This is a genomic window from Streptomyces sp. NPDC029122 (assembly GCF_055569445.1).
Window position 1 is genome coordinate 1 of the sequence record NZ_JBVHWK010000011.1, and the last position, 12,302, is coordinate 12,302.

At 71.9% G+C, this 12,302-nt stretch carries 12 protein-coding genes; 8 read left to right on the forward strand and 4 right to left on the reverse strand.

Annotation, left to right across the window (positions count from 1 at the left end):
* From ACZ4WZ_RS15450 to ACZ4WZ_RS15465, 4 genes are all read left to right on the forward strand, one after another.
* Positions 1-510, forward strand: a 510-nt coding sequence (locus tag ACZ4WZ_RS15450; RefSeq protein WP_467890134.1) for an Hsp70 family protein, incomplete at its 5' end; no start/stop codon positions are given.
* Positions 510-1,184: a nucleotide exchange factor GrpE gene (grpE, locus tag ACZ4WZ_RS15455; protein WP_467890137.1), complete on the forward strand. Its 675-nt coding sequence runs from the start codon at positions 510-512 to the stop codon at positions 1,182-1,184. The genes ACZ4WZ_RS15450 and grpE, both read left to right, overlap by 1 nt.
* A 39-nt stretch (positions 1,185-1,223) precedes the next feature.
* Positions 1,224-2,399 carry a molecular chaperone DnaJ gene (dnaJ, locus tag ACZ4WZ_RS15460; RefSeq protein ID WP_467890140.1) on the forward strand — a complete coding sequence of 392 codons (1,176 nt, stop codon included), beginning with the start codon at positions 1,224-1,226 and terminating at the stop codon, positions 2,397-2,399.
* A gap of 1 nt (position 2,400) precedes the next feature.
* Positions 2,401-2,865 carry a heat shock protein transcriptional repressor HspR gene (locus ACZ4WZ_RS15465; RefSeq protein ID WP_467890142.1) on the forward strand — a complete coding sequence of 155 codons (465 nt, stop codon included), beginning with the start codon at positions 2,401-2,403 and terminating at the stop codon, positions 2,863-2,865.
* A gap of 105 nt (positions 2,866-2,970) precedes the next feature.
* On the opposite strand, the gene ACZ4WZ_RS15470 is transcribed toward ACZ4WZ_RS15465, so the two are convergent.
* On the reverse strand, positions 2,971-4,002 hold the full coding sequence (locus ACZ4WZ_RS15470; protein WP_467890146.1) for a helix-turn-helix transcriptional regulator: 1,032 nt from the start codon (positions 4,000-4,002) through the stop codon (positions 2,971-2,973).
* Between the two features lie 282 nt (positions 4,003-4,284).
* On the opposite strand from ACZ4WZ_RS15470, the gene ACZ4WZ_RS15475 reads away from it, so the two are divergent.
* Positions 4,285-4,599: a Rieske (2Fe-2S) protein gene (locus ACZ4WZ_RS15475; RefSeq protein WP_030228709.1), complete on the forward strand. Its 315-nt coding sequence runs from the start codon at positions 4,285-4,287 to the stop codon at positions 4,597-4,599.
* 174 nt (positions 4,600-4,773) lie between these two features.
* On the opposite strand, the gene ACZ4WZ_RS15480 is transcribed toward ACZ4WZ_RS15475, so the two are convergent.
* Complete coding sequence (locus ACZ4WZ_RS15480; RefSeq protein ID WP_467890149.1) at positions 4,774-5,178, reverse strand: pyridoxamine 5'-phosphate oxidase family protein; 405 nt, start codon at positions 5,176-5,178, stop codon at positions 4,774-4,776.
* A 158-nt stretch (positions 5,179-5,336) separates the two neighbouring features.
* Here ACZ4WZ_RS15480 and clpB point away from each other — a divergent pair, with 158 nt between their 5' ends.
* Together clpB and ACZ4WZ_RS15490 are read left to right on the forward strand one after the other, a co-directional pair.
* Entirely contained in the window at positions 5,337-7,943 is a 2,607-nt protein-coding gene (gene clpB, locus ACZ4WZ_RS15485; protein ID WP_467890152.1) for an ATP-dependent chaperone ClpB, read from the forward strand.
* A gap of 145 nt (positions 7,944-8,088) precedes the next feature.
* Positions 8,089-8,628: a type III secretion system chaperone family protein gene (locus ACZ4WZ_RS15490; protein ID WP_467890155.1), complete on the forward strand. Its 540-nt coding sequence runs from the start codon at positions 8,089-8,091 to the stop codon at positions 8,626-8,628.
* 13 nt (positions 8,629-8,641) lie between these two features.
* Here ACZ4WZ_RS15490 and ACZ4WZ_RS15495 read toward each other — a convergent pair whose 3' ends face one another.
* Both ACZ4WZ_RS15495 and ACZ4WZ_RS15500 read right to left on the reverse strand, forming a co-directional pair.
* The gene (locus ACZ4WZ_RS15495; protein ID WP_467890158.1) at positions 8,642-9,787 is read right to left on the reverse strand and encodes a hypothetical protein; all 1,146 of its coding nucleotides are present in this window, start codon (positions 9,785-9,787) and stop codon (positions 8,642-8,644) included.
* Between the two features lie 13 nt (positions 9,788-9,800).
* Positions 9,801-10,988: a pyridoxal phosphate-dependent aminotransferase gene (locus ACZ4WZ_RS15500; RefSeq protein ID WP_467890161.1), complete on the reverse strand. Its 1,188-nt coding sequence runs from the start codon at positions 10,986-10,988 to the stop codon at positions 9,801-9,803.
* A gap of 732 nt (positions 10,989-11,720) precedes the next feature.
* On the opposite strand from ACZ4WZ_RS15500, the gene ACZ4WZ_RS15505 reads away from it, so the two are divergent.
* Positions 11,721-12,239 (forward strand): DUF2617 family protein, encoded by a 519-nt coding sequence (locus ACZ4WZ_RS15505; protein WP_388933309.1) that lies wholly within the window; start codon positions 11,721-11,723, stop codon positions 12,237-12,239.
* Positions 12,240-12,302: the final 63 nt, after the last annotated feature.

A 12,302-nucleotide genomic window follows, 5' to 3' on the forward strand; every position in this document is an offset into this window, starting at 1 on the left:
TCCTTCGACATCGACGCCAACGGCATCATGCACGTCACGGCCAAGGACCTCGGCACGGGCAAGGAGCAGAAGATGACCGTCACCGGCGGCTCCTCGCTCGGCAAGGACGAGGTCGACCGCATGCGCCAGGAGGCGGAGCAGTACGCGGAGGAGGACCTGCGCCGCAAGGAGGCCGCCGAGTCCCGCAACCAGGGCGAGCAGCTCGTCTACCAGACGGAGAAGTTCGTCAAGGACAACGAGGACAAGGTCCCGGCCGACGTCAAGGCCGAGGTCGAGGCCGCCGTCACCGAGCTGAAGGAAAAGCTCAAGGGCGAGGACACCGCCGAGATCCGCACCGCGACCGAGAAGCTCGCCGCGGTCAGCCAGAAGCTCGGCCAGGCCATCTACGCCGACGCCCAGGCCGCCCAGGCCGCCGGTGACGCGGGCCAGGCCGGCGCGGCGGACGCCGCTGACGACGTCGTCGACGCCGAGATCGTCGACGACGAGAAGCCGAAGGGCGGCGCTGCCTGATGTCGGAGGAGACCCCGGGTTTCGACAAGGAGCCTGAAGTCCCCACCGGCGCCGGCGCTGACGACGCGGAGCCGAAGGCCGCCGACTCCTCCACGGAGGGCGAGGCGGCCCCGGCCGGGGACAAGGCCCAGGGCATCGGGCAGGAAGCGGCCCTGCTGGCGCAGCTGGACCAGGCCCGTACCGCGCTCGGCGAGCGCACCGCGGACCTCCAGCGGCTCCAGGCCGAGTACCAGAACTACCGCCGCCGCGTGGAGCGGGACCGGGTCGCCGTCAAGGAGATCGCGGTCGCGAGCCTGCTGACGGAGCTCCTCCCGACCCTGGACGACATCGGCCGGGCGCGGGAGCACGGCGAACTGGTCGGCGGCTTCAAGTCGGTGGCCGAGTCGCTGGAGACCGCCGCCGCCAAGATGGGGCTGCAGCAGTTCGGCAAGGAGGGCGAGCCCTTCGACCCGACGATCCACGAGGCCCTGATGCACTCGTACGCGCCGGACGTCACCGAGACGACCTGCGTGGCGATCCTGCAGCCGGGGTACCGGATCGGCGAGCGCACGATCCGCCCCGCGCGGGTCGCGGTGGCCGAGCCCCAGCCGGGCGCGGCTCCCGCCGCGAAGTCCGAGTCCGGTGACGGCGACACGCCGTCCGACAAGGACACGGATGCCCCCGACGAGGGCTGACGCACACCATGTAGGGATCCGAGAGGAGGGACACCCGGGATGAGCACGAAGGACTTCGTCGAGAAGGACTACTACAAGGTCCTCGGTGTCCCGAAGGACGCCACCGAGGCCGAGATCAAGAAGGCGTACCGGAAGCTCGCCCGCGAGTTCCACCCGGACGCCAACAAGGGCGACGCCTCGGCCGAGGAGCGCTTCAAGGAGATCTCCGAGGCGAACGACATCCTCGGCGACGCCAAGAAGCGCAAGGAGTACGACGAGGCCCGCACGCTGTTCGGGAACGGCGGCTTCCGCCCCGGCCCGGGCGGCGGCGGCTCGTTCAACTTCGACCTGGGCGACCTGTTCGGCGGTACGCAGCAGGGCGGCCAGGGCGGCTTCGGCGGCGGCCTGGGCGACGTCTTCGGCGGCCTGTTCGGCCGCGGCGCCGGCACCGGGGCGGGCCACCGCACCCAGCCGCGCCGCGGTCAGGACATCGAGTCGGAGGTCACCCTCTCCTTCACGGAGGCCGTGGACGGCGCGACCGTCCCGCTGCGGATGTCCTCGCAGGCCCCCTGCAAGGCCTGCTCCGGCACCGGCGACCAGAACGGCACCCCCCGGGTGTGCCCGACCTGCGTCGGCACCGGCCAGGTCTCCCGGGGCAGCGGCGGCGGCTTCTCGCTGACCGACCCCTGCGCGGACTGCAAGGGCCGCGGCCTGATCGCGGAGACTCCCTGTGAAGTGTGCAAGGGCAGCGGGCGCGCCCGCAGCTCCCGCACCATGCAGGTCCGGATCCCGGCGGGCGTCTCCGACGGCCAGCGGATCCGGCTGCGCGGCAAGGGCGCGCCGGGCGAGCGGGGCGGCCCGGCGGGCGACCTGTACGTGGTGGTGCACGTCGGCACGCACCCGGTGTTCGGCCGCAAGGGCGACAACCTCACCGTGACGGTCCCGGTGACCTTCGCTGAGGCCGCTCTGGGCGCCGACATCAAGGTGCCGACCCTGGGCGGCCCCCCGGTCACCCTGAAGCTCCCCCCGGGCACCCCCGGCGGCCGCACCATGCGGGCCCGCGGCAAGGGCGCGGTCCGCAAGGACGGCACCCGCGGCGACCTGCTCGTCACGGTGGAGGTCGCGGTTCCGGCGGAGCTGTCGGACAAGGCCCGCGAAGCCCTGGAGACGTACCGGGACGCGACCGGGTCCGAGGACCCGCGCGCCCTCCTGTTCGAGTCCGCGAAGGGAGCATGACATGGACGGCCGCCGACGACAGCCCCGCTTCGGCGAGGGGGCGTACCAGCTCACCGACGAGACCCCGGTCTACGTGATCTCGGTGGCCGCCCAGCTCTCGGGCCTGCATCCCCAGACCCTGCGCCAGTACGACCGCCTCGGCCTGGTCTCCCCGGACCGTACGGCCGGCCGCGGCCGGCGGTATTCGGCCAGGGACATCGAACTGCTCCGCACGGTGCAGCAGCTGTCCCAGGACGAGGGCATCAACCTGGCGGGGATCAAGCGGATCATCGAATTGGAGAACCAGGTGGCCGCGCTCCAGCAGCGCGTCGCCGAGCTGTCCGCGGCCGTGGACGGAGCGGCAGCCGCCCTCCGGGCCCGCGAGGCCCAGGTGCACGCCTCGTACCGCCGCGACCTGGTCCCGTACCAGCCGCCGGTGCCGGGCAACGCACTGGTCGTCTGGCGCCCCAAGCGCACCGGCGACTGACCTCCCCCAGCGCCCTGAAGGCCCCGTCAGCCCCCTCCCGTCGCGGAGCGGGCCCGACGGGGCCTTCCGCGCGTCACGGGCCCTCTGAGGGCCCGCGGGCCCTCCTCAGCCCTCGGGGAGCTCCGCCGGGTTCGCGCTGTGCAGGATCCCGGACTGGGCGATGAGGTAGCCCAGCTGGGCCCGGCTGCCGCTGCCCAGGGCGGCGGCCAGCTTCGCGATGTGCGCCCGGCAGGTGCGTACGTTCATTCCCAGCCGACGGGCGATCGCCTCGTCCACGTGCCCCTCGATCAGCAGCTGGGCGATGGACCTCTGGACCCCCGAGATACCATCCGGGTGGTGCGTGTAAGTGACCTCGTCGCCCAACGGCACGGCTCTGCGCCACAGTTGTTCGAAGACCTTGATGAGGTAGTCCACCAGTCCCGGGTGCCGCAGTTCCAGGGCCACCCGCCGGTCGTCGCTGGCGGGGATGATGGCCACGGTGCGGTCGAAGATCATGAGACGCTCTATCAGCTCCTCCAGCGTGCGGATCTCCACCTTCCCCGTGGAGATCCGGTCCACGTAGGCGAGCGTGCCCTGGCTGTGCCGCACGGTGTGCTGGTAGAGCGTCCGGATGCTCACCCCGCGGTCGATCATCGGCGTGGCCCGCTCCAGGGACTCGCTGAGGACGAAGGTGGGGCGGGCGCCACCCGGCTGGACCGTCAGGGCCTCGGTGTGGCACTCGGCGGTGGCCAGGTCGATGGCGGCGTTGATCTGGTCGAATCCCTCCAGCACCGTGATGGCGTGGGTGTTGGCGGGGCTCTGCGCGCTGATGGTGAGGAACGGCTCGAATGCATCGGTGAGATCTACGGCGGTGCGTCTGCGCTCCTGGATCTCGCGTTCGATCGGATGGAGCCGCTGGGCCAGCGCGATGGACGGAGGAACCGCGCGCAGCTGGTTCGCGTCGTCCGGGTCGGGTCGCAGCAGTGCGAATTCGAGCAGGCAGGGGGCGTTCACGACCTCGCCGCGGGCCACGCGGCCGGTGCTCAGGGCGGCGGCGTACAGTCGCGCTCCCTCGCTGCACATCTCGGTGACGGGGTGGCGATGTGTCGGGTTTATGTCGCTCTTGGGCAAATCTCCACCCCCCAGGGTCCTGAACATGTAAGAACATGATGCATCGTCCCTGTGGCACTGACGTGCCTGAATGAGCCATCGTCTGTCAGTGCGGGGGAGAGGATTCCATCAAGTGAGGACGAAGCCGACCATGTATAAGAGAATGCTTCGCTCGGCGCTTGCCGTTGTTTTCTCCGCCGTCGCGGTCTTTGGAGCAGTCGTCGCCGTCAGCGGTGACGAGGGAAGCGCTCAGGCTGGTGCCAGCTCGTTGGCCGGGACGGCGGCCGAGAGCGATTTCGGCTGGAACAGCACCCCTGCGAAGGCGTCCTGATGACCCCCGACGACCGCGACTTCCGCCGCGAAATGGCTTCCGCCTACCGTTCCGGGTGGCAGTTCATCGACCTCGCCACGGCGATCCCCTACGCCGGCGACTCGCTGATGGTCACCCTTTTCGGCCAGCCGATAGTCGTCGTGCGCGAGGAGGACGAGGACGTCCGTGCCTACCGCTGCCTGCGCCGCCCCCGGGGCGCACCGCAGCCCGTCCGCTGCGAAGTGCGGTACGGCATGGTCTTCGTCAACCTCGATCAGCGTGACCACCAGCTCTTCGAACCCGATATCACCACCGCCACCCCCCGCAGTGCCTGAGGCGATTCCCCCGTCGTTGCAGATCGCTCCAGGTGCTACCCCCACACAACGGCGCCATCGTGGACCTGACCACGATGGCGCCGTTGTGATGTGCGCGTCCAGTGGTTGAACCGGACAATCGCCCGAGGACCCGTCGGGAAACGCTCGAGGACTCCTGCCGCCCCCCGCGCGCCCTCAGGCCCGGCCCATGGCCCGGTCGAGGGTGATCTCCAGGACCACCCGGTCCGGGTTCGGCGAGGGCGTCCGCCCGTACCGCTCCGCGTAGCGCGCCACGGCCTCGGCGACCGACGCCTCGTCCGTACGGATGACCGCGCGCCCCTCCAGGGTGGCCCAGCGCTTGCCCTCCATCTGGCAGACCGCCGCCCGCGCGCCGCCGCCGGGCGCCGCCAGGACGTTGCGGACCTTCTTGCTGTGCTTGTTGCTGATCACCCGTGCCAGCCCCGCCTCGGGGTCGTAGGTCACGCCCACCGGCACCACGTGCGGGGTGCCGTCCGGCCGCGGGGTGGTCAGGGTGCAGACGTGCCGCTCCCGCCAGAAGGCGAGGTACTCGGGCGTCGGGTTGAGTACGTCATGGGACATGGGCGGAAGCGTACGCCCGCGGACCGGCCGATCCGGCAGGAGAACGGCCTTGAGTGGAATAGACTCAACTTTGCGGATGCTGAATCTGTCAGAGTCCGCACGCCGCCGCCCGTCGTGCGCAAGCGCCACCCAGGCCCGCAGGAGAGGAGAAACCGAGAATGGACGCCGAGCTGACCAACAAGAGCCGCGACGCCCTGAACGCGGCCACGAGCAGGGCCGTCAAGGACGGCCACGCCGACCTGACCCCCGCGCACCTCCTGCTGGCCCTGCTCGCCGGCGAGGACAACGAGAACGTCACCGACCTGCTCGTCGCCACCGACGCCGACCAGGCCGCCGTCCGCGCCGGGGCCGAGCGGCTGCTCGCCGCCCTGCCCAGCGTCACCGGCTCCACCGTCGCGCCCCCGCAGCCCAGCCGCGACCTGCTCGCCGTACTGGCCGAGGCCGACGGCCAGGCCGGCCGCCTGGGCGACGAGTACCTCTCCACCGAACACCTCCTCATCGCCGTCGCCGCCAAGGGCGGACCGGCCGGTGAGGTCCTGTCCGCCCAGGGCGCCACGGCGAAGAAGCTGCTGGACGCCTTCCAGAACGCACGAGGAGCACGGCGGGTGACCACCCCCGACCCCGAGGGCCAGTACAAGGCCCTGGAGAAGTTCGGCACCGACTTCACCGCCGCCGCGCGCGACGGCAAGCTCGACCCCGTCATCGGCCGCGACCACGAGATCCGGCGCGTCGTCCAGGTCCTCTCCCGCCGCACCAAGAACAACCCGGTGCTCATCGGCGAGCCCGGCGTCGGCAAGACCGCCGTCGTCGAGGGCCTGGCCCAGCGCATCGTCAAGGGCGACGTCCCCGAGTCCCTCAAGGGCAAGCGGCTCGTCTCCCTCGACCTCGGCGCGATGGTGGCCGGCGCCAAGTACCGCGGCGAGTTCGAGGAGCGGCTCAAGACCGTCCTCGCCGAGATCAAGTCGAGCGAGGGCCAGATCATCACCTTCATCGACGAGCTGCACACCGTCGTCGGCGCCGGCGCCGGCGGGGACTCCGCCATGGACGCGGGCAACATGCTCAAGCCCATGCTGGCCCGCGGCGAGCTGCGCATGGTCGGCGCGACCACCCTCGACGAGTACCGCGAGCGGATCGAGAAGGACCCGGCGCTGGAGCGCCGCTTCCAGCAGGTGCTGGTCGCCGAGCCCACCGTCGAGGACACCATCGCGATCCTGCGCGGGCTCAAGGGCCGCTACGAGGCCCACCACAAGGTCGTCATCAACGACAGCGCCCTCGTCGCCGCCGCCACCCTCTCCGACCGCTACATCACCTCCCGCTTCCTCCCCGACAAGGCCATCGACCTCGTCGACGAGGCCGCCTCCCGGCTCCGCATGGAGATCGACTCCTCGCCCGTGGAGATCGACGAGCTCCAGCGCTCCGTCGACCGCCTGCGGATGGAGGAGCTGGCCCTGAACAACGAGTCCGACCCCGCCTCCCGCGAGCGCCTCGACAAGATCCGCAAGGACCTCGCGGACAAGGAGGAGGAGCTGCGCGGCCTCACCGCCCGCTGGGAGAAGGAGAAGCAGTCCCTCAACCGCGTCGGCGAGCTCAAGGAGCGCCTGGACGACCTGCGCGGCCAGGCCGAGCGCGCCCAGCGCGACGGCGACTTCGACACCGCCTCCAAGCTGCTCTACGGAGAGATCCCGCAGCTGGAGCGCGAGCTGGCCGCGGCCACCGAGGCCGAGGCCGCGGCCGAGGCGTCGAAGGACTCCATGGTCAAGGACGAGGTCGGGCCCGACGACATCGCCGACGTGGTCGGCGCCTGGACGGGCATCCCGGCCGGCCGCCTCCTCGAAGGGGAGACCCAGAAGCTCCTGCGCATGGAGGACGAGCTGGGCCGCCGCCTGATCGGCCAGACCGAGGCCGTACGGGCCGTCGCGGACGCCGTGCGCCGCACCCGCGCCGGCATCGCCGACCCGGACCGGCCGACCGGCTCGTTCCTCTTCCTGGGCCCGACGGGCGTGGGCAAGACCGAGCTGGCCAAGGCCCTCGCGGACTTCCTCTTCGACGACGAGCGGGCCATGGTCCGCATCGACATGTCGGAGTACTCCGAGAAGCACAGCGTGGCCCGCCTCGTCGGCGCCCCGCCCGGCTACGTCGGCTACGAGGAGGGCGGCCAGCTCACCGAGGCCGTCCGCCGCCGCCCGTACAGCGTGGTGCTGCTGGACGAGGTCGAGAAGGCGCACCCCGAGGTCTTCGACATCCTGCTCCAGGTCCTCGACGACGGCCGCCTCACCGACGGCCAGGGCCGGACGGTGGACTTCCGCAACGCCATCCTGATCCTCACCTCCAACCTGGGCAGCCAGTTCCTGAGCGGGCACGGCCCGGGTGAACCGGTCACCTCGGAGGAGCGCAAGAAGGAGCAGGTCCTCGAGGTGGTCCGGGCGAGCTTCAAGCCGGAGTTCCTCAACCGCCTCGACGACCTCGTGGTCTTCTCCGCGCTGACCCGCGACGAGCTGACCCACATCGCGGAACTCCAGATCGCCCGGCTCGCCAAGCGCCTCGCCGACCGCCGGCTCGTCCTGGACGTCACCCCCGAGGCCCTGGCCTGGCTGGCGGACAAGGGCTACGACCCGGCGTACGGAGCCCGGCCGCTGCGCCGCCTCATCCAGACGGCCGTCGGCGACCGCCTCGCGAAGGAGATCCTCTCCGGCGAGGTCCGCGACGGCGACACCGTACGGGTCGACGTGGCCGGCGACGGCCTGCTGGTCGGCCGGGCAGCGTAAGGGTCCGCCCCCGGACGGGTGAGCCCCGTCCCGCAAGGGCCGCCGCGCCCCCGTGTCCGCCCGGAGCGGATCGGGGGTGCGGGGCTGGACACGGGGTGGGCGCGATGGGGGAGGATGGCTGTATCCGCACGAAGGGAAGTACACGGTGAGCATCGACCCGGCCTCGATTCCGAACTTCGGGGGTAAGCCCGAACCGCAAGGCCAAGGACCGGCGGGCCCCGTCGTGCCCGACCAGGACCTGGTCAAGCAGCTCCTGGAGCAGATGGAGCTGAAGTACGTCGTCGACGACGAGGGCGACCTCGCGGCGCCGTGGGAGGACTTCCGCACCTACTTCATGTTCCGCGGCGAGGGCGAGCAGCAGGTCTTCTCCGTCCGGACCTTCTACGACCGCCCGCACGCCATCGACGACAAGCCGCAGCTGCTCGAGTCGATCGACGACTGGAACCGCCGCACCCTGTGGCCCAAGGTCTACAGCCACACGCACGACGACGGCTCCGTCCGCCTGATCGGCGAGGCGCAGATGCTGATCGGCACCGGCGTCAGCCTGGAGCACTTCGTGTCCTCCACGGTCAGCTGGGTCCGCGCGTCGATCGAGTTCGACAAGTGGCTGCTCGAACAGCTCGGCCTGGAGAAGGACGTCGACTCCGCCGAGGGCGACGACAAGAAGGAGGAGGACGGCGAGTAGCCGTCCGTCCCCCTTACAGGGGTACCCGCGCCATCAGGAGCAGGTACGCCCCGTAGCCGTACGAGAGCCCGGCCAGGCCGGCGGTCACCGCGACCGCCGTGCGCGGCCGGGCTCTCGCCAGTGCGGCCGCCACCGGCAGCAGCAGCGGGAACGCGGGCAGCAGGAACCGCGGCTTCGACTCGAAGAAGCCCGCCCCGCCGAAGGTGATCACCAGCAGCGTCCCGGCGTACACGAGCAGCGGCAGCGGCGTCCGGTCCAGTACGGCCAGCACCGCGAGCAGCCCGGCGGCGGCCAGCGCGGCCAGCGTCACCCCGGCCGGGATGGTCACGGGCCCGCCGGACAGCGCCCGCCAGGCCGTCTCCAGGGTCCCGCCGCCGAAGTCGAAGCGCGAGCCCCACTGCCGCTGCACGGTGAAGTAGCCGAGGGGGTCGTGCCGGTGCGCCCCGACGGCGACGACGTACGCGGCCCAGCCCGCGGGCGCGAGCAGCCCGGCCGCCCACACCGCGGGCGCGCGGTTGCCCCGTACCACCAGCTCCCGCAGGGCCAGCACCGTCACGGCCGCGGCCACGGCGATCCCGGTGGGCCGGGTCAGTCCGGCGAGCGCCGCCAGGGAGGCCGCCCACAGCCAGCGCTCCCGCAGCAGCGCGTACAGGGACCAGGCGGCCAGCGCGCACAGCAGCGGCTCCGTGTAGGCGAGGCTCAGCACCACCGCGTGCGGCAGCGCCGCCCACAGCGCGACGAGCAGCACCCCGGCCCGCGCCCCGAGCAGCAGCTCCCCGATCCGGTACACGCCGACGGCGGCCACCGCCGCGGCCGTCCAGGCCACCACCAGCCCCGCGAGGGGACCGCCGCCGAGGAGGTCCACCAGCAGCGGGTACAGCGGGAAGAAGGCGTAGTCGCTCTGGATGGAGTCGGAGGCGGGCCACATCTGGGTGCGGCCGTAGCCGTTGGCGGCGATGGAGAGGTACCAGAAGGAGTCCCAGGAGCCGCCGAGCACCTTCACCGGGTTCCGGCCGTCCCACCAGGCGCCCAGGGCGATCACCAGCACCCCGGCGCCGCGCACCGCGGCGAACGCCCCGAGTGCGAGCCCGGCCGGCCGGGCCGTCCCCGGTCTTCGTCCCGTCCGCGCGGAGGCGGGCGGGATGCGTCCCGTCGTCACGCCCATGCCGGCCCTACAGCTGCCGGAGGCGGTCCACGGCCTCCTGGAGGACGTGGGTCTGCTTGCAGAAGGCCCAGCGGACCTGGGTGGCCCCGGCGGACGTGTCGTCGTAGAAGACCTGGTTGGGGATGGCGACCACCCCGCAGCGCTCGGGCAGGGCGCGGCAGAAGGCGAGGCCGTCCTTCTCGCCCAGGGGAGAGATGTCGGTGGTGACGAAGTAGGTGCCCTGCGGGCGGAAGACCTCGAAGCCGGCGGCGGCCAGCCCGTCGCAGAGGAGGTCGCGCTTGGCGGCGAGGTCCGCGCGGAAGCCGTCGAAGTAGGACCCGGGGAGGGCGAGGGCCTCGGCGACGGCGTACTGGAAGGGGCCGGAGGAGACGTACGTCAGGAACTGCTTGGCCGAGCGGACCGCGGAGACCAGCGCGGGCGGGGCGGTGACCCAGCCGACCTTCCAGCCCGTGAAGGAGAAGGTCTTGCCGGCGGAGGAGATGGTGACGGTGCGTTCGCGCATGCCGGGCAGGGACGCCAGCGGCACGTGCCCGCCCTCGAAGACGAGGTGCTCGTAGACCTCGTCGGTGACGACCAGCAGGTCGCGTTCCACGGCCAGTTCGGCGATGGCGGCCAGTTCCCCGCGGGTCAGGACGGTGCCCGTCGGGTTGTGCGGGGTGTTGAGCAGGAGCAGCCGGGTGCGCGGGGTGACGGCGTCGCGCAGGGCGTCGAGGTCGGGGCGGAAGTGCGGGGCGCGCAGGGTGAGCGGGACGCGGACCGCGCCGGCCATGGCGATGCAGGCGGCGTAGGAGTCGTAGAACGGCTCCAGCGCGATGACCTCGTCGCCCGGTTCGAGGAGGGCGAGGAGGGAGGCGGCGATGGCCTCGGTGGCGCCGGCGGTGACGAGGACCTCGGTGTCCGGGTCGTAGGACAGGCCGTAGAAGCGCTGCTGGTGGGCGGCGATCGCGGTGCGCAGCTCGGGGATTCCGGGGGCCGGCGGGTACTGGTTGCCGCGGCCGTCGCGGATCGCGCGTACGGCGGCTTCGGCGATCTCGGCGGGGCCGTCGGTGTCGGGGAAGCCCTGGCCCAGGTTGATCGACCCGGTGCGGGCGGCCAGTGCCGACATCTCCGCGAAGATCGTGGTGCCGAAGGCGGCAAGGCGGCGGTTGAGGAAGGGGCGGCTGCTGCTGCTCGCGGGTGCGCTCATGGGCGCCATCCTGCGGGGAACCTCTGGAGTTGCTCAAGTGTGCTTTCGGGGCGTTGGCGCGGGGGCATCCCCCCTGCACGCGGGCCACGGGGGTGCCGCGACCCGGGTGACCGGGGTGTGAGGAAGGGGGCGGGACCGTGGTCCTTGTCCTGGTTCTCGTGGTGGCGGCGGTCGTGGGGATCGTCCTGCTGGTGACGCACTTCTCCGGGCCGGGCGGCACCGGGTCCGGGGGCTCCGGCTCCGGCTCCAGCTCCAGCTGGTGGGCGGGTGGCGGAGGGTCCTCGTTGTCCTGCGGTTCGTCGTCGTCGTCCTGCGGTTCGTCCTCCTCGTGCGGGTCCTCGTCGTCCTGCGGTGGCGGAGGCTGCGGGTCCAGCTGACACTGGTACGGGTGTTGCGGGCGGCGAACCGGACGGTGCGGGGAAGCGTGCGCGGATCCGGTGTGGAAGGGGCGCCCGCAGGGGACAACTTCCTTCGGGCGTCCGCTTGTTCGGGCCGACACTACGGCGTACGGGCGGCGTCGTGTTGAACACGTGAACCGTGAAGCCCCCGGGGGGATGTAAACCCCGTCAAGTTGGGTAAAAACGCTGTGAGTGCCGTGCCTTTCATGATTCCCTCGGTTGAGTAGACCAGTCCCCGGACCTCCCGGGACTTCCTGTGGACCCGTGCCGGTGTCCCCCCACCCGTTGACTACCGCTGGCGGGCCCCGGCCCATCTCCCCTCGCGCGTTTGCGGAGCCGACTCATGCTCACGACCCTCCAGACCACCTACACCGACACGCGTGCCGCCGATCTCGCCTGGGCCCTGGGACGCGACCGGCTGCCCGCCCTGGCCGTACTGAACCTCCAGCTCGCGGACGCGAAGGTGGAGTTGCGCCTGCTCGGGGCCTCTCACCAGGTGCTCCTGGAGGAGGGTGAGGTGCTCTGCTCGGAGACGGTCGCCTGTATGCCCGGCAGCAGTACGCCGCTGCCGCTCGGCGTGGCGAAGCGGGTGGGCGACTACGAGTACGAGTTCGCCGCGCGGGTCGAAACCCTCTCGCGGGGCTCCTTCGCGGGACGGGCCCAGGAGCTGCTCGCACTGGTCGCGGACCACCCCAACGGGCTAGCCGGCACCTTCCCCGGTGACCCGCACGCGTTCACCGCGATGCTCGCGCAGCGCCACGAGGGCCAGGTGCGCTGGCGGACCTGGCACGCGTACCCGCAGGAGGGGCAGTTGGTGGCCACCCGCACCCGGGTGGGCGTGCGGATGGGCGCGCCCGTCTAGAGCGGACGCCCGGCCGGGCCCCGACGCTCACGTTCCGGCGGGCGCTCCCGGCCGGGTACTCCA

What these genes read in the sequence shown, in the direction of transcription:
- dnaJ (WP_467890140.1), top strand. Translation starts at nt 1,224, where the DNA reads ATGAGCACGAAGGACTTCGTCGAGAAGGACTACTACAAGGTCCTCGGT.
- ACZ4WZ_RS15480 (WP_467890149.1), bottom strand. Translation starts at nt 5,178, where the DNA reads ATGTCCCATGACGTACTCAACCCGACGCCCGAGTACCTCGCCTTCTGG.
- ACZ4WZ_RS15500 (WP_467890161.1), bottom strand. Translation starts at nt 10,988, where the DNA reads ATGGCGCCCATGAGCGCACCCGCGAGCAGCAGCAGCCGCCCCTTCCTC.
- ACZ4WZ_RS15505 (WP_388933309.1), top strand. Translation starts at nt 11,721, where the DNA reads ATGCTCACGACCCTCCAGACCACCTACACCGACACGCGTGCCGCCGAT.
- ACZ4WZ_RS15475 (WP_030228709.1), top strand. Translation starts at nt 4,285, where the DNA reads ATGACCCCCGACGACCGCGACTTCCGCCGCGAAATGGCTTCCGCCTAC.
- grpE (WP_467890137.1), top strand. Translation starts at nt 510, where the DNA reads ATGTCGGAGGAGACCCCGGGTTTCGACAAGGAGCCTGAAGTCCCCACC.
- ACZ4WZ_RS15465 (WP_467890142.1), top strand. Translation starts at nt 2,401, where the DNA reads ATGGACGGCCGCCGACGACAGCCCCGCTTCGGCGAGGGGGCGTACCAG.
- ACZ4WZ_RS15470 (WP_467890146.1), bottom strand. Translation starts at nt 4,002, where the DNA reads ATGTTCAGGACCCTGGGGGGTGGAGATTTGCCCAAGAGCGACATAAAC.
- clpB (WP_467890152.1), top strand. Translation starts at nt 5,337, where the DNA reads ATGGACGCCGAGCTGACCAACAAGAGCCGCGACGCCCTGAACGCGGCC.